The following is a 21902-nucleotide window of genomic DNA, read 5'->3' as shown; positions in this document are numbered from 1 at the left end:
TTCTTCCCGGCTTGGCTCAGTCGTTACTTGGAGCACCATTCACTGATTCGAGTGGCTGGGTTAAGGGAGCTAAGGCTCTGAATTAAAGGTGGTAACACGATACGTCGTCCTTTGTCTGGTGAGAACCGGGCAGGGGACTTTTTTTATTATAAAGACAAGAGAAGGAGCGATTCGCATGAAGAAATGGACAAAAGCACTGGTGATTGGGGCAACTGCCCTCCTCGGACTGACCGCTTGCGGCAACGAAAGCCAAAGCGCGCAGAAGGAAACAGAGACGGTCAAATTAGGCCTGGTCGGCGACGATACCAGAGAGTGGGATGTTGCCAAGGACAAGTTGGCTGACCAAGGGATTAAGCTGGAGTACGTGAAATTCTCAGACTATAACCAACCCAACCAGGCTCTGGCCCAGGGGGAAGTGGACCTCAACGCCTTCCAGACCAAGGTTTACTTGAATAACTTCAATGAGCAATATGGGGCTGACCTAGTTGGAATCGGGAATACGGTGGTCACCCCACTGGCTATCTATTCCGACAAGTATGACAAGGTTGAGGACCTCCCGGATGGGGCCAAGGTGTCGATCCCTAACGATGTGACCATGGGCGGTCGGTCACTCATCCTCCTCGAATCAGCGGGTCTGATCGAAGTGGATGATGCAGCCGGGATTACGCCAACCCTCAGTGACATCACCAAGAATGACAAAAACCTTCAGATCGAAGAGATGGATGCCTCACAGACCCCACGCTCTTTAGGGGATGTGGATATTGCCCTGATTAATTCCAACTATGCCGTCGAAGCAGGGCTCAATCCTAAGATCGACGGGATTTTCACGGAGCCGATCAATGATAAGTCAGAGCCCTATGTCAATGTGGTCGCAGCTCGCAAGGAAGACGCGGATAACACAACCTATGCCAAGGTCGTGGACGCCTACCAAACCGATGAAGTCGCCAAAGTCATCGATGAAATTGGGAAGGGCGTTAATATTGCGGCCTGGAAAGAATTCGGTAGAAAATAAAGGATGAAGAAAAAGGAGTGTTTCGCTATGAAAAAATGGACAAAAACTATCGTTCTGGGCCTAGTTGCCCTCTTAGGCCTGACTGCTTGTGGCAATAACAGCCAAGAGGCAGAGAAGGAGACGCAAACCGTCAAATTAGGAGTGATTGGTGACGATACCAGAGACTGGGACAGTGTGCGCGACCGACTAGAGAATGAAGGCATTAAGTTGGAATACGTCAAGTTCTCCGACTATAACCAACCTAACCAGGCTCTAGCTCAAGGTGAGATTGACCTCAATGCCTTCCAGCACCAAGTCTTCCTCGATAAATTCAATGAACAATTTGGGACCGACCTCGTTTCTATCGGGAATACAGTGGTAGCCCCTCTCGCTATCTATTCCGATAAGATCGATAAGCTAGAGGACTTGCCAGATGGGGCCAAGGTGGCCATCCCTAATGACGTGACTAATGGCGGCCGGGCAATTATTCTCCTCGAATCCGCTGGCTTGATTGAAGTGGATGATGCAGCCGGCATTACCCCAACTCCTAAAGATATCACTAAGAATGACAAGAACTTACAGATCGAAGAAATGGATGCTTCACAGACAGCCCGTGCCCTGGGTGATGTAGACATTGCCCTAGTCAATTCAGGCTTTGCGGTGGACGCTGGTTTAGATCCAAAAACGGATGCGCTTTTCACAGAGCCTGTTGATGAACGGTCCAAACCCTACGTCAATATTGTAGCGGCTCGCAAGGAAGACGAAGATAATCCAGTCTATGCCAAGGTTGTCGATGCCTATCAAACAGATGAAACCAAGCGAATTATTGATGAGAAGAGTAAGGGTGCCAACCAGCCAGCTTGGGAACAATTCGGCAAGAAATAAGAAAGGAGCCTAGCAGATGTCAGTCGAAACATTGAAAGAAGAAATTGTAAATTTTGTTGACCAGAACTTAAGTACTTACCAGGAGAATGCCCTGCGTATCCATAGCCAGCCGGAGACTTCTAACCACGAATACTTTGCCCAGGATGTCTTGACTAAGCAGCTAGAAGCAGAAGGCTTTACGGTGAAGCGGGATGTGGCCGGCCATCCCACCGGTTTCGATGCCCGCTACAAGGCAGACAAGGAAGGCCCCGTTTTGGCTTTCCTTGCCGAATTCGATGCCTTAGAGGGCTTGGGACACGGTTGTGGGCACAATCTTTTTGGCAACTATTCCAGCCTAGCCGCTGCTGCTCTTAAGTCGGTCATTGACCAAGTCGGCGGTGAGATCCGCGTCTATGGGACCCCAGGGGAAGAAGGCGGTGAGAATGGGTCCGCCAAGGAAAGCTTTGTTCGCGAAGGCTTCTTTGACGATGTGGATGCAGCTCTCTGCGCCCACCCAGGATCGGGCAAGCATATCCCTACCAGCCATCTCTTAGCCAACGACCCGGTGGATATTGAGTTCTTCGGCAAGTCTTCCCACGCGACCGCTGCACCGGAAGAGGGGATCTCTGCCCTGACGCCCTTGATCCAGACCTTTGTCGGTATTGATGCCCTCCGCTTCCACCTGCCCAAGGATGTCAGTATCCACGGGGTGATCCTAGATGGTGGCCAGGCGGCTAATGTGGTGCCGGACTATAGCCGGGGTCGCTTTTACATCCGGGCTAAGAACCGGAAGACCCTGGATGAAGTCCGTGAGAAGGTGAAACGGATTGCGGAAGGCGCTGCCCATGGTACAGGAGCCGAGCTCAAGTTCGGCCTCTTCCAGAACAAGGTGGACGATATGATCATCACGGAGAGCTTCGACCAGCTCTTCTTCAAGCAGATTGACTGGGCTGGACTGACAGCAGACGAGATCGGAGAAGCCGACAGCCAGGCTCATGGTTCGTCTGACGTGGGCAATGTCAGCTATGCCGTCCCAACCATCCAACCCTTCCTTGCTATCTCCAAAGAAAACATTCCTGGACATTCCCAAGCTCTGGTGGATGCTGCAGGATCGGAAGAAGGCCTGGACTCCATCCGTATTGCGGCCATCCTCCTCGCCTGCACTGCCCTCGATTTAATCCTTGAACCAGATACCCTAGCCCAAATCCAAGCCGACCACCAGGAAAGCTTGGCACGGGGCAATTAAGACCTGTCATTAGTGGATCAATATGTCGTCCAGGAAATGTGGGACCATCCGATTGATTTAGACCTAGATCGTCCAGACTTTATTCGCCAATTTCATTTTGCAGGCGATGTGAATAAGTTTAGTTTTGCTAAGAATTGGCAAAGTGATCTTCCATTACGGGTCTACTCGAGAGAAGCTGAGACTGCTTTACCAGATCAAGTGATTCCTTGTGGTTTTATGCGAGATACAGAATTAATCGTTAACCTCGCTAAGGGAGGTTTCGGATTAGTTTGGGCAGATGGGGACCAGATTAATGACTATTTCAAATTATGTATTACGCATAAATTGGGGACCTACCTTGCAGCTGGGATTCCTGTAGTGGTCCCTAAACACCTCTCCAATCATAATATTATTGAAGCTAATCACTTAGGCTTTGTGGCAGACTCCCTTGAAGAAGCTCAAGACTATGTCGCAAACATTTCAGCAGAGGACTATGAAGACTTGGTCGATCACGTCGCCCGCTACCGTCCTTTAATTACCCAAGGCTTTTACACCAAACGTGTTCTTACAGAAGCAATTTTCAAGTGTTTGGATGTGAGGAGCTAGTTATATTAGCAAAAAAGCGTTAGCTCCTACAGCTCGTAGGAAAGCTAACGCTTATTTTTATTTGAGATAGCTCCCAATCACCTCCTCAAAGAAGGCGATGGTCTGGTAAAAGTCATCCAGGGCTAGGTGTTCGTCAACCTGGTGCTGGGTCTTGCCGGGGCCAAAGATGACCACTTCTAGGCCGGGATTCTGGCTAGCGATGTCGACACAGTCTGTGCCCCCGAAGAAGGGAGAGAGTTCAGCAGCTTGGCCGAAAGTTTTCTGGTAGGCAGCCTGGCAGGCTTGGATGATTGGGGCTGATTTTGAGGTCTGGAGGGCTGCCATATTGGCAGTGACAGTGAATTGGGCTTTGAATTGGGGGTCTTTGCTGTGGAAGTGCTCGATCATGGTTTGGTAGCTGTTGAGAATGTGTTCATTGTTTTCCTGGGGCAGGGTCCGCCGGTCGACGGTCATCCAAGCGTAGTCAGGGACGAGGTTGGCTTTTTCCCCGGCGTGGAGGCAGGAGATCTGAAGTGAGGGCTGGCCCAGGATGGGATGGGCCAGGTCAGCTGCCTCTGCTTGGAAGTCTTGGCGGATGGCCTGGGCGAGGTCTAACATTTGGTTGAGGGCATTTTGGCTGGGTTGGGCGGTGGCGGCATGTCCAGCTTGGCCGAAGCTTTCGAACTTGAGGGAGAGGCCGCCGCGGTGGCCGGTGCAGACTTTGAGATCGGTGGGCTCGGCGCAGATGAGGGCGTCAAGTTTTGGGATAAGACCAGCCTGGGCCAGGGCTTCGGCTCCCTTGCCGCCCGACTCTTCATCGGCTGTAATGATGAAGTAGAGGCTGCCAGAGGAGAGCGTTTGGGCTTGGATGAGCCGGCTAGCGGCGGCGATGAGGGCAACGAGGCCACCCTTCATGTCGGAGGCGCCCCGCCCATAAATCTGGCCGTCAACGACTTGCCCTTCAAAGGGAGGATAGGTCCAAGTGTCTTCTTGGCCAGTAGGGACCACATCCAAGTGGCCCGTGAGTCCGAGTTGGGGGCCCGACTTGCCTGAGGACCAGGAGGCGATTAATTGGTCGCGACCGGGCGCATAGGAAGTGGTCTGGCAGTCGAAGCCTAGGCCTTCAAGGTAGGGAATAAGAAGCTCTAAGGCTTGGTCTTCCTGACCTTCGACGGTGTTGGTTTGGATCAGTTCTTGGAGAAGTTTAAGGGCGTCTTCAGATGTCATGCTTGCTTTCCTTTCTAATGTGTGGGGATCTGGTCAGCGCAGGCCCAGAGTTCGGGGATGTTTTTACATTTAGGATTTTTAGGGGTACAAATTTCGCGACCGAATGCCCCCATGGCTTGGTGGGCATGGAGCCAGTCGCTCTCGGGGAGGAGTTGGGTGACCCGGTCTTCAATTTCTAGGGTAGAGGCTGTAGGAGCGACAATTTCGTGGCGCTTGCAGATCCGGATGACATGGGTATCCACTGCGAAGGCAGGAATTTGGAAGGCGTTAGAGAGGACAACATTGGCGCATTTACGGCCAATGCCAGGGAGGCTTTCCAATTCTTTTTGCGTCTGGGGCACCTGGCCATCGAAGTCTTTGAGGAGTTTTTGAGCACAAGCAATCATATACTTGGACCGATTATTATAGAGACCCAGACTTTTGATATAGGGAATGACCTCTTCTTGGCTGGCTCGGGCTAGGGCTTGGGTCTCAGGGAAGGCTGCGAAGAGGTCGGGTGTGATGTCATTCACCTTGGCGTCGGTCGTTTGGGCGCTCAGCATGGCGGCGATGAGGAGTTGGTAGGGAGTGTCGAAGTTGAGGGCAGATTGGGTATGGGGGTAGAGTGCCATGATCACATCAATCACTTGGCGGGCACATTGGTCAGATAGCATGGTAATTTCCTCCTTAAGCTATATCTTCTAAAAAACTTCTATGCTAAAATTATAGCTAAAGTTCACCGCTAAAGCACGGAAATCCCTCGCTTAGGGGGATCAAGGAGGAAAACATTTGAAGGAAAAACACCTTAGCGTCAGAGAAAATATGGTCCGAAGTATCGGTGTCGCCTTTGCTTATTCTGCCATGATGTTTATTGGCGTCTTTATTTATATGATTCTCTATCTCTTGGTCAGAGCCTGGCTGATTGGCGACTTTAGCGTCGACCAAGCCACCACGGATACCATGGAAACAGGCTGGCCCTATCTCATCGCTTGCGGCTTGAGCTTCTTGCTTCTGACTTATCTCCACCGCAAGCAACCCATTGTCTGGAAGCGAGCCGATGCGCCTCAAATGACGGGCAAACGTTTTGGCCAATTGTTGGCTGTCTTTATGATGGGGCAGTTGGTCTTTACGGCCTTGGCTAATCTAGGGGAGTCCCTAGCCAATGTCCTGGGCTATACCATCCTGCCTGAAGTTGAGATGGCATCAGCTGGTAGCCCAAGCCTGTCCATGTTCTTCTATGCGAGTTTCGTTGGTCCTATCTTAGAAGAGATGGCCTTCCGGGGGACCATCATGCCTTATTTGGTCAAGCACGGCCGTCTCTTTGCGATTACAATTTCGGCCTTTTTCTTCGGTTTAATGCACTTGAATATCATCCAGTCTCCTTTCGCCTTCCTCATTGGCCTAGTGCTCGGCTATGTCAGCTTGACTTACGGGCTCTTCTGGGCGGTGGTCCTCCATATCGTGAACAACTTTGTCTTCGGCGACTTACTTTTCCAACTGTTGTCGCCATTCTCGCCAGCTGTCCAAGATGGGGTCAACCAAGCCATTTCGGTGGTTTTCTTCATTCTGGGGGCCTGGGTCCTCTACCAGCACCGGGAGGCGATTAAGGACTACCTGCAGACTTATCGGACAGCTCCTGGGACTTACCGCCGGGCCCTTGACTACTGGCCCTTCATACTCTACACGGCTTTAGCCCTCTTCCAAATGATAACGAGTTTACAGCAAATTTAGGAGGTTACGATGGCAAGAAAGATTATTTTAGACCTTGATCCTGGGATTGATGATAGTCTAGCCTTGATCTATACGGCCCTCAATTCAGACTGTGATATCTTAGGGGTTACGACAGTCTCTGGCAATGTCGACGCCAACCAGGGCGCCCGAAATGCCAGCTATCTCTGTGATTTTCTGGGTATGGACCAGGTGCCTATCTATGAGGGGGCAGGACAGCCGCTCCAACGCCCCTACCGTGATGCCCGGGATACCCATGGTGAGGATGGGCTAGGCGAAGCCGTTTGGGCTAAGGAAAAGCGGGTCCAGGACCAGTCTGCTCTTGACTTCATCCAGGCAGCCCTCGAAAACTATCCAGGAGAGCTTGAGATCCTTGCGCTAGGGCCCTTGACCAACCTGGCCCAAGTGGAAGAGGCCCGGCCCGGTCTTTTAAGCCAAGCTAAGGCCCTGCGCATCATGGGCGGGGCCTACCAGGTCCAAGGTAACTGTTCGCCCTATGCGGAGTATAATTTCTGGTGCGATCCAGAGGCTGCTCGCCTGGTCTTTAATAGTGACTTGCCAGAGACCTACCTCTACCCCCTGGATGTGACCTATCAGATCCTGATGACGCCCAATTGCCGGGAGTTGATCCGGCAATTCGATACGGAAGTCGGGCGCTTGGTCTATGCCATCACCCGTTTCTATGTGGACTTCCACTGGCAGGCCGAGCGGACCCTAGGCTGTGTGATCAATGATCCCCTGGTTCCGGTCGATATGCTGGCCGGGATTTGTGATTTTATCCAAGCAGATATTGAGATTGTGACTAGCGGCGAACGGGATGCCCAGTCTGTTGTTAAAGCCCGTCCAGACGGCAAAGTAGCTGTCGCCCAAGCTGTCGATGCCAAGGCTTTCTTTAAGCTCTTCTTAGGGCAAATCTTCCCCGACCAGAAACAAGAAATCCAACGTGCCCAAGACAAGGGCTGGCTGTAATAGGAATTTAATACAGAAACACAAAAACGCACGCTAAGTAAGTTTGTACAAACTTACTTAGCGTGCGTACTTTATTTAAATATAAATTATTAATTTCTTATTGCTAATAATTAAGTTAATTGTTCAATCATGGTTATTTAATTGTGAGCAGGAGTGAAGCGTTGAAGTTGGCCCTTAGCCATGAAGCAGCAAGTAAAGCGAATTACGGAGCGTAGGCTTTAGCCGTACGGTCCGTTTGAGATTTGCTAGGCGAGAGACCTTGGCTCGAGCCGGTGCCATGGCTGTTGAAGGGCCAAATTCAAAAGCGAAACGGATGCTCCTCATACAAATTGTCGTTGATAAGCTTGATTAGTCATAGAAATTAATCCGCTTGCTGATGGGGTAGATGATAAAGCCACCTACGATCATAGCTAAGGCTTCCGTTCCTGCCATGTTAAGGTAGAGCGGCCAAATTGGACCGTCAAAACCTAGGAAGACCACCGAGAAAGTAATTGTGAACATGGATAGGGAGAAGACAATGGTCAAAACGATGTATTTAATAATCATCGGGTCGATCTTGAAATTGCTGTGTTTAACCAGCTGTTCACCGAGCCAGCGCCCAACCCAGAGGAAGATAAAGGTAGAAATACTGCCTACAATCATATCCCAGATCCCATAACTAAAGTAGTTGACAATGAAGACACCTACTGTGATAGCGTAGATATAACGCTTATGGTAGAGGCCTAGAAAGTTGAGCCCCTCCGATAAGCGGATCCCAATTGGCCCAAAAGTTAAGGGTGCGAGTAATAAGGACATGGCCACATAGAGGGCGGCAATGATGGCAGCCTTGGTCAGGTCTAAAGTGCGGGCCGAGGAAGCCCCGTGTGTATTTTTTTGCATGATATCGTCTCCTTTATAGTGGCGGCAAACCGCCCTAGTGATAACTACGACCAAAGGACAAAGAGTAGCTGAATCTACTGAAGAATCGTAGTGTTGGCTTTCCTCAAAGCCAACAGACTTATTCTAGCGAAGATTATTTTAAAAGACAATATAAAAATGCTTTTTATGGGTTAAAAGCAAGAAATTTAATAGCTGAGACTTATTGCTTTACAATGGTAAGTGAACAATTTAAGATGGCATTAAGGAATAAATAATATTAACACTTAAGGAGGACGTTTGTATGCAATCTACATTTAATGATTTAATTCAAAAACGCCGCTCAATTTATGGTCTAGGTAAGGACGTTGAGGCATCGAACGAGGAAATTACAGCCCTCGTTAAAGATATTATCCAACACAGCCCTTCTGCCTTCAATAACCAAACAACCCGCGCGGTCGTTTTATTTGAAGGTTCCCATGATAAATTATGGGAAATTGTTTGGGACCATGTGAAGGACGCTAACCCTAACGCAACAGAAGAAGATGTAGAAAATACCCGCCAAAAGATTGCTTCTTTCCAAGCAGCTTACGGGACCATCTTGTTCTTTGAAGACCAAGAAATTGTGCGTGAGTATGAGGAACAATTCGCACTCTATGCGGACAACTTCCAACCTTGGTCTGAACAAGCCAATGGGGCGGCAACCATGAATGTGTGGACTGCCTTAGCTGAACAAGGGATTGGAGCTTCTCTCCAACATTACAATCCCCTTATTGATGAAGACGTTCGTCAAACTTGGGACTTACCAGAAACCTGGAAGCTGAGAAGCCAAATGCCATTCGGTTCGATTGAAGCAGCTCCTGGCGACAAGGACTTCTATCCAATCGATGCACGGGTACTGGCTTTCAACTAATAGGCAATGAGCAAAGAGACTGGGAGATAACTCCTAGTCTCTTTTTTAGCAGGCTATCCTCATGAGCCTAGCTTCTTCTAAAGACCGAGTTTCGCCCCCCTTTAGTTGGGTTCGCAAGAGCAGCTTTGGCGTGCTTTCGCAAGTTGGAAACGTGCAAGCCTTGCTTGCCCTTATTCCAACTTACTCCAAGCAACCAAAGCTAAGCGCTCTTGCTCTCATCCTTATTAGTCGGGTTCGGTCGCGCAGCTTCCTCTCACCCTTATTCCCTATAATGATTATAGTTAAGAAGTATCGTGCTTGGGTGGAAAACTTATGTGCAATTATGACAAGTTCATGAGAAACTGTTATAATAAAAAGTAGAGAATATTCGTTCAGAAGATAGGGCGAACTAATTACTCAATTGAAAATCATAAACATGAATGGAGTGGAATGTTATGTCAGAATACATTGATCGTGTACTCAAAGAGACAGAAGAGAAAAATAGCCACGAACCAGAATTTATTCAGGCTGTGGAAGAATTACTATCAACAATCGAGCCTGTGATTGAGGCCCATCCTGAATATGAAGCGAATGGTATCCTTGAGCGTATGGTGGAACCAGACCGTGTCATTGAATTCCGTGTTTCTTGGGTAGACGACGAAGGCAAGGTCCAAGTCAACCGGGGTTACCGTGTCCAATTCAACAGTGCGATTGGGCCTTACAAAGGTGGCCTACGCTTCCATCCATCCGTGAACTTATCTGTGGTTAAGTTCTTAGGTTTTGAACAAACCTTCAAGAACTCTCTAACAACCTTAGCCCTAGGTGGGGGTAAGGGGGGATCAGACTTTGACCCACGCGGCAAGTCCGATACCGAAATTATGCGTTTCTGCCAAGCCTTCATGACTGAGTTATACCGTCACATTGGTCCAAACACAGACGTTCCTGCCGGGGATATCGGTGTTGGGGGTCGTGAAATTGGTTACCTCTTTGGCCAATACAAACGCATCGTTGGCGCCTTTGAAAATGGTGTCCTAACAGGCAAAGGCCTGGAATACGGCGGGAGCTTGATCCGTCCTGAAGCAACTGGTTTCGGTGCGGTTTACTTCGCTAATGAAATCTTCAAACACCAAGGCGAAAGCATTGAAGGCAAGACCTTCCTTGTTTCTGGTTTCGGTAACGTGGCTTGGGGGACCTGTACCAAGGTCGCTGAACTCGGCGGTAAGGTTGTGACCCTATCTGGCCCTGATGGCTACATCTACGACGAAGATGGGATCAATACCCAAGAAAAATTAGACTTCATGCTTGAAATGCGTAATAGCGGGAATGACCGTGTCCAAGACTATGCGGATAAGTTCGGTGTACCATTCTACGCTGGTGAAAAACCATGGGGCGTGAAAGCTGACGTTGCCATGCCATGTGCCACTCAAAATGATATTGACCTAGAAGAAGCTAAGCAATTAGCTGAAAACAATGTGAAATATCTGATTGAAGTCGCCAACATGCCATCTACCAAGGCAGCTATTGACTATCTCAAGGAAAATACCGATACCATTATTGCACCATCTAAGGCAGTTAATGCAGGTGGGGTAGCTGTGTCTGGTCTTGAAATGGCTCAAAATAGTGCCAAACGTGCTTGGAAGGCTGAAGAAGTGGATGCGGAATTACACCGTATTATGGAAAATATCCACCATGCGGCAGCAAGCGCAGCTGAAGAAGCAGGCTTAGGCTATGACTTGATTGCTGGGGCTAACATCGCTGGCTTCAAGAAAGTTGCTTCTGCCATGATGCAAGAAGGCGTCTACTAAAAATAAAATATAGTGATTCTAAAAGGCCTCTCTATCGCTTGAATAGGGAGGCCTTTATTAATTTTACTATTGTTAATGTTGGTAACTTAGTTATTGAAGAGTAAATTTTAAATCTTACTGAGGTCAAATTGTGTCCAAATCCCATTTGAAGGTGGGAGGGCTTGGATGCTGAGAGGCTCTTTTTTGACGGGGTGGATGAATTGGACTTGGTAGGCCCAGAGTGCGATCTGTTGGCCCACTTGGTTGACAGCCGCCCCGTATTTTTGGTCACCGTAGAGGGGGTGGCCCAGGTGCTGCATCTGGACGCGGATCTGGTGGGACCGCCCCGTCTGTAGCTGGATGCGTACTAGGCTGAAGTCTCGGCTCTGGTCGAGGACCTGGTAGTTGAGTTGGGCTTTCTTGGCTTGTTTGTGTTGGGGGGAGACGACATAGGATTGGTTCTTCTTCTTATCCTTCCACAAGTAATCGGTCAATTGCCCGGAATCTTTCCTGGGATGGCCATGAACGACAGCGAGGTAAGACCGGTCGATAGCTCGGCGTCTGAGGGCGTCCGATAGTCGACTGGCCGCTTTGGAAGTCTTAGCGAAGATAATCAGTCCTGCTACCGGCCGGTCCAAGCGGTGGACTAAGCCTAGGTAGACGTTGCCCGGTTTCTCATCTCTTTCTTTGATAAATTGTTTGTAGAAGGTCAGTAAGTCGAGGTCTTGGCTGTTATCTGCCTGGACGGGCATATTGGCGGGCTTCTCCACAATGAGTAGGTGGTTATCTTCGTAGTAAATTTTGGCTTGCACACGCGTTCTCCTTTCTTGACATTTATTCCATTGTACCATTAGCTTCCTGTAAAAAGCTAAGGGCAAGTCCTTGATAGGAAATGAAAAGCTTAGGGCTTCTTTAAAGCTGTCATGTGTTATACTTACTAGTAAGAATAAGCGATAAGGAGTGACGAATAAGATGGCAATCTTAGTGACAGGTGGGACAGGCTATATCGGGTCTCACACCAGTATTGAATTGATCCAAGCGGGTTATGAGGTCGTAATTGTTGATGACTATTCCAATTCCAAGCCAACTGTCTTGGACCGGATTGAGGCTTTAGCTGGTCAGCGCCCAAGTTTTTATCGCATTAATGTCTTAGACCAGGAAGCTTTGAATCAGGTTTTTGACCAGCATGAGATTGAGGCAGTGATTCACTTTGCAGCCTTTAAGGCGGTTGGGGAGTCTGTAGCTAAACCACTGGAATACTATGAGAATAACCTGGGTGGCCTGCTATCGGTACTTCAAGTGATGCGCCAACACGATGTGAAGCGGATTGTCTTTTCTTCCAGTGCGACCGTTTACGGGATGACCAATCCTTCGCCTCTAACAGAGGACCTGCCCGTTTCTGCCACTAATCCCTATGGCTATACCAAGGTCATGAATGAGCAAATCTTGAGTGACCTCTATACGTCTGATGCCGAGTGGTCGATCCTCCGCCTGCGCTACTTCAATCCCATCGGTGCCCACGAGTCGGGTATGATTGGGGAAGATCCTCAAGGGGTGCCTAATAATATCATGCCTTATATCACCCAAGTGGCCATTGGAAAATTAGACCAAGTCCATGTCTTCGGTGATGATTATGATACCCCAGATGGGACAGGCGTCCGCGACTATATCCATGTGGTGGACCTGGCTAAGGGACACGTTGCAGCCGTTGCCTATGCCCTGGGCCATACTGGCTTGGAGACCGTCAACTTAGGCCGGGGACAGGGTTATTCCGTGCTGGATTTGATCCATACCTTCAAAGAGGTCAACCAAGTCGATATTCCTTATACGATTGATGAACGCCGCCCTGGCGATGTGGCGACCTGCTACGCTGATGCGAGCTATGCCAAGGAGCTCTTTAATTGGGTAGCAGAGAAGGACTTGGCAGATATGTGTCGGGACTCTTGGCGCTGGCAAGAAAAGAATCCCCAAGGTTTTGGTCAAGATTAAAGCGGAAGTTTGTGATAGAAAGTAGGCCGGCTGATGTCAGAAGAAAATTCCCCTAAAAAGAAGACCTTGCTTTACCTAGGCGGGTCCCTGCTGGCTTTGCTTGGTCTGTATCTTTTCTTCCAAGGGACAACGCCTGACCTGACTTCTGATCCCGGTAACCCCTTGGGCCTGACCAAGGGAGCGGATGCCATTAAGCCTCGGTCAAGTTATTCAGCCGCGCCTATCATCGATCCCTCAGCCCTGACGCCTGAACTCGACCTCAAGCAGTTGGACCCAGACCAGGCGGATCAGCAAGAAGAAGCCGCCATCCCTCCTGAGCTTCCGCCGACGATTGATCAGCTTGATAAGCCTAATTTAGACCAATTAGAAGCAGACTATGAAGCCAAATTTGGTCAGTTTTGATTGAAAACTTGTTAATCCGCTTCCAATGTGGTCAAATCAATCAAATAAGGTATTGTTTTGCCATAAAAATTTTGTCAGTTTGTGATTTTGTTGGTAAAATATAAGTAGAAAAGGAGATGATTAGATGTCAACTGATCAAGAAAAGAAGTATGAAGAAATGCCAATCGAAGAACCGGATAAACAGGAAGGTTTAGAGTGTGGCGTTTGTGCAGATACTAAGTACCAGGCAGTGACGAGTGAGGAAGATTTCCAAGCTTTGCTCAAGGCCTTAAATGTCGATAAGGACGCCTAAGTCATGTCCGACATACAGATCCGTCCAGCTTGCCTAGCAGATTGTGAACGTTTGGCGGCTATCTATCGTCCCTATGTCGAAGAGACGACTATCAGCTTTGAATATGAGGCACCTGATAAGGAAGAAATGATTCGGCGTTATCAGGCCATCAAAGCAGCTGACTATCCTTATTTGGTTGCTGAGTATGAGGGTAAAATTTGGGGCTATGCCTATGCCCACCAGTTAGGAGAGCGTGAGGCTTTCAAGCACAGTGCGGAATTGAGTATTTATGCGGACCGTCAAGCTCCTATTAAAGGGCTTGGCTACCGCTTATATCAGGTGCTTGAAGCGACCCTTAAGGAGAAAGGAATTGTGAGCTTAGTGGCTGTCATTACGGCTTCTAATAAGCGGAGCCTGGCCTTCCATGAACGCCAGGGCTTCCGCCAGGTAGGCCTCTTGCCCAAAGTAGGCTACAAGTTCCAAGAGTGGTTAGATACAGCATATTTATATAAGGAACTCTAAGCTTAGAGTTCAGTGAAACAGGCTCAATAATGGGCCTGTTTTTTTGTCTGATCGGTTGAATCTCTTTTCATGTATTTATCCGCAAAAAGAGCTTGACAATTAATCTCAATTACATTATAATGTTCCTATAAACTTTATTTTAGATTAACCTAAAAATATAAAAAGGGGGACTTTATTTTGTCTAAATGGTTAAAAACACTGGGGCTCCTAGTGGTCGGTGTCTTTGTCTTAAGCGCTTGCTCCAAGGGCTCAGACCAGCAAAAGAGCCAGGCTGAAGATGGCAAGTTGAATGTTGTCGTCACCACATCTTTCTTAAATGATATGGTCCAGCAATTAGCCGGGGACTATGTGTCGAGCGATATGATTATCCCAGCTGGGGAGGACCCACACTTGTATGAGGCTAAACCGCAAGACTTAGAGAAGCTCAAAGGAGCAGAACTCTTGATCTACCATGGCTTACACTTTGAAGGGAAGATGGTGGATGTCTTAGAGCAACGCGGCAAAGCAGTGACTGCTGACTTCGATGAGAAGGCCTTAGGGAATATGGACCAGGATGGCGAAACCATTGTTGACCCACACTTCTGGTTCGATATTGACCTATACAAGCAGGCCACAGAGAAATGCTCGGCCTATCTAATCGAAGCCCTACCTGAACATAAGGAAGCCATCGAAAAGAATACCGCGGCTTATCTCAAACAATTGGATGACTTAGATCAAGAAAACAAGGAAAAAATTGCGGGAATTCCAGAATCGCAACGCTATTTAATTACACCGCATGATGCCTTTAACTACTTCTCCCGCCGCTACAATATCCCAGTGAAAGCGCCACAGGGTGTGTCAACGGATACTGAAGTGGCCAATAAGGATATCGAAGATACGGTGAACTTCATTGTGGACCATAAGATTAAGGCTATTTTCTCGGAATCAACGACGGACCCTGCCCGGATGAAGAAACTACAGGAAGCCTGCAAGGCGAAGGGCTTTGATGTGAAGGTAGTCAGCGGCGAAGGCCAAGAGCTCTTCTCTGACTCATTGGCACCAGTCGGTCAGACCGGCGATAACTTCATCGATATGTACCGCCATAATGTCGATTTAATTACTAATAACCTAAAATAAAACCACTAAAGGCTGGAAATAGGAGAATGTTAAGTTTCTCCTCAAACTCCAGCCTTTTTATCCAAGGATATATGAGGAGGAATTTGAATGAGTCAAGCAATTATAAGTGTTAACCACCTAACCATGGCCTACCATGAGAAGCCGGTGCTATGGGATGTCAACCTAGATATTATGGAAAATTCAATTACAGCCATCATTGGGCCGAACGGGGCTGGTAAGTCGACTTTGATTAAAGGTATCTTGGACTTAGAGAAAACCTTGTCAGGTCAGGTGAAGATTATGGGCCAGGACTTCAAGGATGTCCACAAAAAAATCGCTTATATCCCGCAGACCTCTTCCGTCAACTGGGACTTTCCAACAACTGTTGAGGATGTGGTCTTGATGGGGCGCTATGTCCACCTGGGCTGGTTAAAACGGCCAAGCCAAGCGGACCGCAAAAAAGCTGACCAAGCTCTGGCTATGATAGGACTATCAGACTATAAGAAACGGCAGATCTCCCAGTTATCGGGCGGCCAGCGTCAGCGGGTCTTTATCGCCCGGGCCATTGCCCAGGATGCGGATATTTACTTTATGGATGAACCTTTAGCAGGAGTCGACAAGCGGACGGAAAAAATTATTATTGATTTCCTCCGGGATGCCCAGAGCCAAGGTAAGACCAGTATCGTTGTCCACCATGACCTGAATACCATCCGTGACTACTTCGACCACCTGGTTATTTTAAACAAGAAAGTGATTGCCCAAGGGCCAGTTGACAGCAGCTTTACGGCGGAGAACTTAGTCAAGGCAGACATGTTGGCTAGGGAAGTGGCAGGTGTTTACCATGCTTAATTGGGAAATTTTAAGCTCTTATTCTTTCTTGCTAATTGCGACGGGAACTTTCTTGCTAGCTAGTGCCGCTGGTGTTGTCGGCTCCATCTCTGTACTCAAGGGCCAATCCCTGATTGGGGATGCTATTGGCCACGCTGCCTATCCGGGTATTGTCCTCGCCTTTATGATCTTTATGGTGCGCGACCCTCTAATCCTTCTCTTAGGGGCGATGGGGACAGGAATTTTAGCCTTTGTTTTAATCCAATTGGTTAACCGCCAGTCCAAATTGCGTCTGGATGCCGCCCTGGCCGTCACCTTGTCCTCTTTCTTTGGCTTGGGCATGGTCTTAAAGAGTTATATCCAAGGTCATCCCGAGTATGCCTCGGCTTCCCAGGCGGGCTTGAAGAATTATATCTTCGGCCAGGCCGCCTATATCATGGAAGATGACATCAAGTTGATCTTGGTGATTGCCATTTTATCTCTCCTCCTTTTTGCCCTCTTTTATAAGGAAATCAAAGTCTTTATTTTTGATGAGGTCTATGCTAAGACGATCGGCTACCGGACTTCGCTTATGTATGGGGTGATTATGGTGATGACTATGTCGATTATTGGGGTAGGGCTCAAGTTAGTGGGGACGATTCTGATTGCCTCTCTCTTAATTATTCCGACCATTACCGCCACCATGTGGTCTGACCGCTTCCATGTTGTCCTCCTTTTAGCGGGTTTCTTTGGGGGCTTGTCGGCTGTGGTGGGGACCTATTTCTCAACCCTCTACAACGGATTGTCGACCGGTCCAACCATCATTGTGGTCATGACCTTATTTTCCATGTTCTCGATGGTTTTTGGCCGGAAGGGAATGCTACGTCAAGCCATTGAAAGGAGTAAATATTAATGTCCAGTCTTGAAAACTTTATCTCCCTATTGCTGGCTAATCAGGCCAGTCTCTGGGTTCTAATTGTTACAGCAGTGGCCTGTGCCTTGATTGGTGCTTTCCTCGTTTTAAGACAGTTATCCATGGTCTCAGACGCCATTTCCCACTCGGTGCTCTTAGGGATTGTCTTGGCCTTCTTTATTACCGGAGATCTCCGGTCCCCACTCTTAATTGTAGGAGCGGCTAGCTTCGGCCTCCTCATGGTCTGGTTAACGGAGCTCTTGGCCCAGTCACCCTACATCAAGGGGGATGATGCGGTAGGGATCATCTATCCTTTCTTCTTCGCACTCGCTGTTATTTTGATCACTCGTTATGCGGGCAATGTCCACTTGGATACCGATATGGTCTTGATGGGTGAGGTGATCCTAGCCCCCCTCAATACCATTTCAGTTTTTAATTTCGAAATGCCCAAAGCCTTGTTCGAAATGGGCATCCTTATCGTCCTCAACCTGGCCTTTATTGTCATCTTCTTCAAGGAGTTAAAAATCACGACTTTCGACAAGCAGTTTGCCCATATTGCAGGTTTTTCAGCGGGTATACTGTCTTATAGTCTCATGGCCCTGTGCTCCTTGACAACAGTTGTGGCCTTTGACGCAGTAGGGGCTATCCTAGTGGTTTCCTTCCTGATTGCACCTGGTGCTTCGGCCTATCTGATTGCTAAGGATCTCAAGGTGATGCTAGCCCTGTCAGCAGGCTATGGGGTTATGAACGCTGTCTTGGGTTATGTCCTATCGCTCTACTTCAATGTCTCTATGTCTGGGATGACGGCGACTGTTGCCGGCTTAACCTTCCTCCTGACCTTCTTACTGAATCGAAAGGGTCTGATCACCTCTTTGGTCTTAGCTTACAGCCAACGAAAGGAAATCAAGCGGGCCATCCTCTTACAGGGGGTCAAGAGCTCTCAGTCCATTAATCCCGCCTTGCCGACTGAACAAGTGGATTACCTGGTTCAAGCCGGTTATATCACTGCAGAAGCGGGTGGTAAGTATCGGCTTAAAGGCCAAGGACGGGACTATCTGGCTGACTTAGAAAGAAAATATGGAATCAGCTAGGTCCTAGGACTGATTTTTACTGGAATGAGGATTTTTTGCTTGGGCCAGCTCTAAAAAGAGTGATAGAATGAATGCAAAACTATCAAGCAAAAGAGGTGGCATATGCGCTTAAGCAAAAAAACGATAGGAGCTTCCCTCCTTGCGGTGCTTGTCTTGCTAGGGCTAGCTTTTGGCCTAGGTCGGCACTTTAGTGTAGCCGGGGATGAAGATATTACGTCTGAACTTGTCGGCAACCGCTTAGAGGAAGCCAAAGAGCTAACGACTAGTAAATATTTCTATACCAATACGGGTGCTTATGAGAATGACCGTGAATTTTACGGCCTAAAACTTCCTTTTACCAATAAGAAATTTATTGTTTCTTATGATGGGATTATCCATGCTGGGGTGGACTTAGCGGAAGCGGATATTTCTATCAATGGAGATAAAATTCAAGTCAAACTGCCCAAGGCTAAAATCCTGTCTCATGAAATTGACTCGGATTCGGTCAAGGTCTTTGACGAGGAAGCGAGCATCTTCAACCAAGTTAAGGTCGAAGACTACAGCAAGTTCTCCAATGAACAAAAGAAAACAGCCGAGAAAAAGGCTGTTGACAAGGGCTTACTTGAGGAAGCAGAAAAGCAGGCTCAACAGGCCGTTGAAGACTTGCTCAATATGGATCCTGAAATTCATGAAAATTACCAAGTAGAAGTTCGCTTTTAAAATGAAAAGTCAATAAAAAGGAGCCTGGCCTAAGCCAAGCTCCTTTTTTCGATGGTCATTTGCTCATCGTCTTTATTTATCTTCTGTTTCTAATTGGTCGAAATCGTAAGTCACGACAATCTTCCGGGCTGCCAGCGCTTCGTCTAAACGGGCAACAGGGGTATTGTGTGGGGCAGTGTTTACAATTTCAGCGTCTTCTTCAACTTCCTTAGCAATCTTAATCATGACGTCGCAGAAGTGATCGAGTGATTCCTTGTGTTCGGTTTCGGTTGGTTCGATCATTAAGCACTCATGAACGATTAATGGGAAGTAAGTCGTTGGGGCGTGGATGTTGTGGTCTAAGAGACGTTTGGCAACATCTTTCGCATTGGCGCCCAATTTCTTCTGAGGTGTACAGTCAATAACGAATTCGTGCTTACAATGCTGTTTGAAAGGTACATAGTAGTAATCTTCCAGACGGGCTTTCAGATAGTTGGCGTTGAGCACCGCATCTTCCGAAACTTGGGTTAAGCCCTCGCCGCCGTAAGATAGGATATAGGCCCAAGCCTTCAAGTTAACACCGAAGTTACCGAAGTAGGCTTTCAAGCGGCCATAGGAATCTGGACAGTTACTGTTAAGCACATATTGGTCGCCTTCTTTTTCGATCCGAGGAACGGGCAGGAAGGGAGCCAATTCTTTCTTAACCCCGATTGGGCCAGAACCTGGACCACCGCCCCCGTGAGGACCTGAGAAGGTCTTGTGGAGGTTTAAGTGGACAATATCGAAGTTCATATCTCCTGGACGGGTATGGCCTAAGATGGCGTTAGAGTTGGCGCCATCATAATAGAGTAGGCCGCCAGCTTCATGGATAATTTCTGCGATTTCAAGAATATCGTGTTCAAATAAACCAGCGGTACTTGGGTTAGTAATCATCATCCCAGCGGTATCTGGTCCCACTGCAGCTCGTACAGCATCGACGTCAATGGTCCCTTCAGGATTTGATTTAACTTCAATCACGTTGAAGCCGCCAATCGCAGCTGTAGCAGGGTTGGTCCCGTGGGCAGAGTCAGGGATTAAGATATTGCGGCGCTGCTCCAATTCGCCATTATGGTCATGATAGGCCTTGATGGTTAACATCCCAGCCCATTCGCCGTGGGCACCGGCACAAGGTTGCATGGTCACTTCATCCATACCAGTGATGAGCTTGATCATTTCTTGGAGTTGATAAAGGACTTCAAGAGAACCTTGGGCAGTTTCACTTGGCTGGAGTGGGTGGACTTGTGCAAAACCTGGTAAAGCGGCAAGAACTTCATTAATCTTGGGGTTGTATTTCATAGTACAAGAGCCCAGTGGATAGAAACCAGTTTCCAGACCAAAGTTACGGTTAGAAAGTAGGGTGTAGTGTCGTAATAATTGGAGTTCTGAAACTTCAGGTAAGCGTGCTGCTTCTTTACGGACGAGATGGTCAGGAATATCCTGGCTTAAATCATAGTCCTCAACGTCATTTTTAGGGAGGCTGATGGCCCGACGTCCTGGACGAGAAATTTCAAAAATAGTTTGATTGTATTCAGTAGATGCAGTCATTATTTCGTCACCTCCACGAGAGCTTCAACAAAAGCATCGATCTCTTCTTTTGTTCTCTTTTCAGTAGCGCATAGAAGGACGGTATTATCTTGGCCGTAAACGTCAGAGACGTCATAGCCCCCAACAAAACCTTTGTCTAGGAGGGCCTTATTGACTTCTGCAACGGGTTGTTTTAAGTCAACAATGAACTCATTAAAGAATGCGCTTTCATTTAAAACGTCAAAACCCTTTTCTTTGAGTGCTTTAGCCAGATAGTGAGCTTTGTTGATATTACGTTTGGCCATTTCGATAATGCCTTCCTTACCGACAGCTGACATGAAGACTGCTGAAGTGAGGGCCATAAGACCTTGGTTAGAAGACATGTTAGAAGTAGCTTTTTCACGGCGGATATGTTGCTCGCGTGTCTGCATGGTCATGGCATAACCGCGTTGACCATTGGCATCAACTGTTTGACCAATGATCCGGCTTGGCAATTTACGCATGTATTTTTTAGTAGTTGCAATGTAACCGGCATGGGGACCACCAAAGGACATTGGAATCCCGAATGGTTGGGTATCTCCAACTACGATGTCTGCTCCAAGAGCGCCTGGGCTTTCTAATACACCTAGAGCTAAGGGATTAGCAGAAACAATCAAGAGGGCTTTAGAACCTTCCATAAGATCTTTAATGGCTTTAAGGTCTTCGATTGAGCCGAGGAAGTTTGGATATTGGACAACAATAGCACCCACTTCGTCAGCAGAGAAGGCTTCTTTTAACTTATCGAAGTCAGTCACATCGCCCTTAAGCGGGATGTCTTCAACTTCGTAATCCATACCGTAGCCGTATGTGTGAAGGACTTCACGACCTTGGGGGTGGACGCCCATGGAAAGTAAGACTTTATTGCGCTTAGATTGTTTGGTTGCTAAGTTACAAGCTTCACCTAAGGAAACAAAGCCATCATAGGTAGAGTCATTGGTGACATACATTCCGGTAAGTTCAGCCAGCATGGTTTGGTATTCAAAGAGCGCTTGGAGCTCCCCTTGACTAGCTTCTGGTTGGTAGGGAGTGTAGGCGGTTAAGAATTCTTGGCGCTGTGTAATCGAGCTAACAACAGCAGGAATGAAATGGTCATAAACGCCTGCACCGAGGAAGTAAGCATAGTCATCAGCGTTCACATTTTTAGCGGCAATTTCTACTGCGTGTTTCTTTAATTCACTTTCAGTGAGCGCTTCTGGTAATTGCTTAAAAGCTTCTTTGACAGAATCTCTAACGGAGGCTGGAATATCGTCAAAAAGCTCATCAACGCTCTGAACGCCGATGGTTTCAAGCATTTCTTTCCGGTCCTCTTCGGTAACCGGTAAGTAGCGGTGTTTGTAATCTGACACTAGATTCACATCCTTTGTTTATAAATTATAGCTTTTTATTTAAGAAAACGGGCTCAGAAACGCTGAACCCGTTAGCTTTTAAAGGGG

Annotated in this window: 23 protein-coding genes; 17 read left to right on the top strand and 6 right to left on the bottom strand. The window is 47.9% G+C overall.

The genetic code is table 11. The features are described from left to right. Nucleotides 1-175 precede the first annotated feature (175 nt). From AWM72_RS02945 to AWM72_RS02930, 4 genes are read left to right on the top strand one after another with little or no spacing between them, the layout of a single operon-like run. Nucleotides 176-1012 carry a MetQ/NlpA family ABC transporter substrate-binding protein gene (locus AWM72_RS02945; protein WP_067972908.1) on the top strand — a complete coding sequence of 279 codons (837 nt, stop codon included), beginning with the start codon at nt 176-178 and terminating at the stop codon, nt 1010-1012. A 27-nt stretch (nt 1013-1039) separates the two neighbouring features. After that, nucleotides 1040-1876 (top strand): MetQ/NlpA family ABC transporter substrate-binding protein, encoded by an 837-nt coding sequence (locus AWM72_RS02940; RefSeq protein ID WP_067972905.1) that lies wholly within the window; start codon nt 1040-1042, stop codon nt 1874-1876. Nucleotides 1877-1892: 16 nt separating this feature from the next. Beyond that, on the top strand, nt 1893-3101 hold the full coding sequence (locus AWM72_RS02935) for a M20 family metallopeptidase (RefSeq protein ID WP_067972903.1): 1209 nt from the start codon (nt 1893-1895) through the stop codon (nt 3099-3101). Between the two features lie 12 nt (nt 3102-3113). After that, the gene (locus AWM72_RS02930) at nt 3114-3686 is read left to right on the top strand and encodes a glycosyltransferase (protein ID WP_067972900.1); all 573 of its coding nucleotides are present in this window, start codon (nt 3114-3116) and stop codon (nt 3684-3686) included. Between the two features lie 57 nt (nt 3687-3743). Here AWM72_RS02930 and AWM72_RS02925 read toward each other — a convergent pair whose 3' ends face one another. Both AWM72_RS02925 and nth read right to left on the bottom strand, forming a co-directional pair. Further along, nucleotides 3744-4892: a M20 family metallopeptidase gene (locus AWM72_RS02925; protein ID WP_067972897.1), complete on the bottom strand. Its 1149-nt coding sequence runs from the start codon at nt 4890-4892 to the stop codon at nt 3744-3746. A gap of 14 nt (nt 4893-4906) precedes the next feature. Further along, nucleotides 4907-5545 carry an endonuclease III gene (gene nth / locus AWM72_RS02920; RefSeq protein WP_067972892.1) on the bottom strand — a complete coding sequence of 213 codons (639 nt, stop codon included), beginning with the start codon at nt 5543-5545 and terminating at the stop codon, nt 4907-4909. Between the two features lie 115 nt (nt 5546-5660). Between nth and AWM72_RS02915 the strand changes: the two genes are divergently transcribed. Next, nucleotides 5661-6602 (top strand): CPBP family intramembrane glutamic endopeptidase, encoded by a 942-nt coding sequence (locus AWM72_RS02915; RefSeq protein WP_067972889.1) that lies wholly within the window; start codon nt 5661-5663, stop codon nt 6600-6602. 9 nt (nt 6603-6611) lie between these two features. Then, a complete protein-coding gene (locus AWM72_RS02910; protein WP_067972885.1) occupies nt 6612-7568 on the top strand; it encodes a nucleoside hydrolase in 957 nt (318 codons plus the stop codon). 348 nt (nt 7569-7916) lie between these two features. On the opposite strand, the gene AWM72_RS02905 is transcribed toward AWM72_RS02910, so the two are convergent. Next, nucleotides 7917-8447: a QueT transporter family protein gene (locus AWM72_RS02905; RefSeq protein ID WP_067972882.1), complete on the bottom strand. Its 531-nt coding sequence runs from the start codon at nt 8445-8447 to the stop codon at nt 7917-7919. Between the two features lie 280 nt (nt 8448-8727). On the opposite strand from AWM72_RS02905, the gene AWM72_RS02900 reads away from it, so the two are divergent. After that, the gene (locus AWM72_RS02900; protein WP_067972880.1) at nt 8728-9336 is read left to right on the top strand and encodes a nitroreductase family protein; all 609 of its coding nucleotides are present in this window, start codon (nt 8728-8730) and stop codon (nt 9334-9336) included. 434 nt (nt 9337-9770) lie between these two features. Beyond that, nucleotides 9771-11120, top strand: a complete 1350-nt coding sequence (gene gdhA / locus AWM72_RS02895) for an NADP-specific glutamate dehydrogenase (RefSeq protein ID WP_067972877.1) — start codon at nt 9771-9773, stop codon at nt 11118-11120. Between the two features lie 107 nt (nt 11121-11227). On the opposite strand, the gene AWM72_RS02890 is transcribed toward gdhA, so the two are convergent. After that, nucleotides 11228-11950, bottom strand: coding sequence for an RluA family pseudouridine synthase (locus AWM72_RS02890; RefSeq protein WP_067972874.1), 723 nt, complete (start codon nt 11948-11950; stop codon nt 11228-11230). Nucleotides 11951-12071: 121 nt separating this feature from the next. On the opposite strand from AWM72_RS02890, the gene galE reads away from it, so the two are divergent. The 9 genes from galE to AWM72_RS02850 all read left to right on the top strand — a co-directional run bounded on the left by galE (nt 12072) and on the right by AWM72_RS02850 (nt 18888). Next, the gene (gene galE / locus AWM72_RS02885) at nt 12072-13088 is read left to right on the top strand and encodes a UDP-glucose 4-epimerase GalE (protein ID WP_067972871.1); all 1017 of its coding nucleotides are present in this window, start codon (nt 12072-12074) and stop codon (nt 13086-13088) included. A gap of 33 nt (nt 13089-13121) precedes the next feature. After that, on the top strand, nt 13122-13490 hold the full coding sequence (locus tag AWM72_RS02880) for a hypothetical protein (RefSeq protein ID WP_067972869.1): 369 nt from the start codon (nt 13122-13124) through the stop codon (nt 13488-13490). Nucleotides 13491-13614: 124 nt separating this feature from the next. Beyond that, nucleotides 13615-13782 (top strand): hypothetical protein, encoded by a 168-nt coding sequence (locus AWM72_RS09365; RefSeq protein ID WP_158444732.1) that lies wholly within the window; start codon nt 13615-13617, stop codon nt 13780-13782. 3 nt (nt 13783-13785) lie between these two features. After that, nucleotides 13786-14283 (top strand): GNAT family N-acetyltransferase, encoded by a 498-nt coding sequence (locus tag AWM72_RS02875; RefSeq protein ID WP_067972865.1) that lies wholly within the window; start codon nt 13786-13788, stop codon nt 14281-14283. A gap of 177 nt (nt 14284-14460) precedes the next feature. Continuing rightward, complete coding sequence (locus AWM72_RS02870) at nt 14461-15399, top strand: metal ABC transporter solute-binding protein, Zn/Mn family (RefSeq protein ID WP_067972861.1); 939 nt, start codon at nt 14461-14463, stop codon at nt 15397-15399. Between the two features lie 87 nt (nt 15400-15486). Then, on the top strand, nt 15487-16227 hold the full coding sequence (locus AWM72_RS02865) for a metal ABC transporter ATP-binding protein (protein WP_067972858.1): 741 nt from the start codon (nt 15487-15489) through the stop codon (nt 16225-16227). Continuing rightward, nucleotides 16220-17098, top strand: a complete 879-nt coding sequence (locus AWM72_RS02860; protein WP_067972855.1) for a metal ABC transporter permease — start codon at nt 16220-16222, stop codon at nt 17096-17098. Before AWM72_RS02865 ends, AWM72_RS02860 begins: the two co-directional genes overlap by 8 nt. Next, a complete protein-coding gene (locus tag AWM72_RS02855) occupies nt 17098-18189 on the top strand; it encodes a metal ABC transporter permease (protein WP_067972851.1) in 1092 nt (363 codons plus the stop codon). Before AWM72_RS02860 ends, AWM72_RS02855 begins: the two co-directional genes overlap by 1 nt. Before the next feature lie 102 nt (nt 18190-18291). Then, nucleotides 18292-18888 carry a DUF4230 domain-containing protein gene (locus AWM72_RS02850; protein ID WP_067972848.1) on the top strand — a complete coding sequence of 199 codons (597 nt, stop codon included), beginning with the start codon at nt 18292-18294 and terminating at the stop codon, nt 18886-18888. A gap of 72 nt (nt 18889-18960) precedes the next feature. Here AWM72_RS02850 and gcvPB read toward each other — a convergent pair whose 3' ends face one another. Further along, complete coding sequence (gene gcvPB / locus AWM72_RS02845; protein ID WP_067972845.1) at nt 18961-20451, bottom strand: aminomethyl-transferring glycine dehydrogenase subunit GcvPB; 1491 nt, start codon at nt 20449-20451, stop codon at nt 18961-18963. Continuing rightward, nucleotides 20451-21815 carry an aminomethyl-transferring glycine dehydrogenase subunit GcvPA gene (gene gcvPA, locus AWM72_RS02840; RefSeq protein WP_083272388.1) on the bottom strand — a complete coding sequence of 455 codons (1365 nt, stop codon included), beginning with the start codon at nt 21813-21815 and terminating at the stop codon, nt 20451-20453. Before gcvPA ends, gcvPB begins: the two co-directional genes overlap by 1 nt. Nucleotides 21816-21902: the final 87 nt, after the last annotated feature.

This window comes from Aerococcus sanguinicola (genome assembly GCF_001543145.1).
Classification (GTDB): domain Bacteria; phylum Bacillota; class Bacilli; order Lactobacillales; family Aerococcaceae; genus Aerococcus; species Aerococcus sanguinicola.
This window is presented reverse-complemented; position numbering and strand designations above follow the sequence as displayed.

Bases quoted from the DNA above. Each gene is read 5' to 3' on its own strand.
- AWM72_RS02945 (WP_067972908.1), top strand. From the start codon at position 176: ATGAAGAAATGGACAAAAGCACTGGTGATTGGGGCAACTGCCCTCCTC.
- AWM72_RS02940 (WP_067972905.1), top strand. From the start codon at position 1,040: ATGAAAAAATGGACAAAAACTATCGTTCTGGGCCTAGTTGCCCTCTTA.
- AWM72_RS02935 (WP_067972903.1), top strand. From the start codon at position 1,893: ATGTCAGTCGAAACATTGAAAGAAGAAATTGTAAATTTTGTTGACCAG.
- AWM72_RS02925 (WP_067972897.1), bottom strand. From the start codon at position 4,892: ATGACATCTGAAGACGCCCTTAAACTTCTCCAAGAACTGATCCAAACC.
- nth (WP_067972892.1), bottom strand. From the start codon at position 5,545: ATGCTATCTGACCAATGTGCCCGCCAAGTGATTGATGTGATCATGGCA.
- AWM72_RS02910 (WP_067972885.1), top strand. From the start codon at position 6,612: ATGGCAAGAAAGATTATTTTAGACCTTGATCCTGGGATTGATGATAGT.
- AWM72_RS02905 (WP_067972882.1), bottom strand. From the start codon at position 8,447: ATGCAAAAAAATACACACGGGGCTTCCTCGGCCCGCACTTTAGACCTG.
- AWM72_RS02900 (WP_067972880.1), top strand. From the start codon at position 8,728: ATGCAATCTACATTTAATGATTTAATTCAAAAACGCCGCTCAATTTAT.
- gdhA (WP_067972877.1), top strand. From the start codon at position 9,771: ATGTCAGAATACATTGATCGTGTACTCAAAGAGACAGAAGAGAAAAAT.
- AWM72_RS02890 (WP_067972874.1), bottom strand. From the start codon at position 11,950: ATGGTACAATGGAATAAATGTCAAGAAAGGAGAACGCGTGTGCAAGCC.
- galE (WP_067972871.1), top strand. From the start codon at position 12,072: ATGGCAATCTTAGTGACAGGTGGGACAGGCTATATCGGGTCTCACACC.
- AWM72_RS02880 (WP_067972869.1), top strand. From the start codon at position 13,122: ATGTCAGAAGAAAATTCCCCTAAAAAGAAGACCTTGCTTTACCTAGGC.
- AWM72_RS09365 (WP_158444732.1), top strand. From the start codon at position 13,615: ATGTCAACTGATCAAGAAAAGAAGTATGAAGAAATGCCAATCGAAGAA.
- AWM72_RS02875 (WP_067972865.1), top strand. From the start codon at position 13,786: ATGTCCGACATACAGATCCGTCCAGCTTGCCTAGCAGATTGTGAACGT.
- AWM72_RS02865 (WP_067972858.1), top strand. From the start codon at position 15,487: ATGAGTCAAGCAATTATAAGTGTTAACCACCTAACCATGGCCTACCAT.
- AWM72_RS02860 (WP_067972855.1), top strand. From the start codon at position 16,220: ATGCTTAATTGGGAAATTTTAAGCTCTTATTCTTTCTTGCTAATTGCG.
- AWM72_RS02855 (WP_067972851.1), top strand. From the start codon at position 17,098: ATGTCCAGTCTTGAAAACTTTATCTCCCTATTGCTGGCTAATCAGGCC.
- AWM72_RS02850 (WP_067972848.1), top strand. From the start codon at position 18,292: ATGCGCTTAAGCAAAAAAACGATAGGAGCTTCCCTCCTTGCGGTGCTT.
- gcvPB (WP_067972845.1), bottom strand. From the start codon at position 20,451: ATGACTGCATCTACTGAATACAATCAAACTATTTTTGAAATTTCTCGT.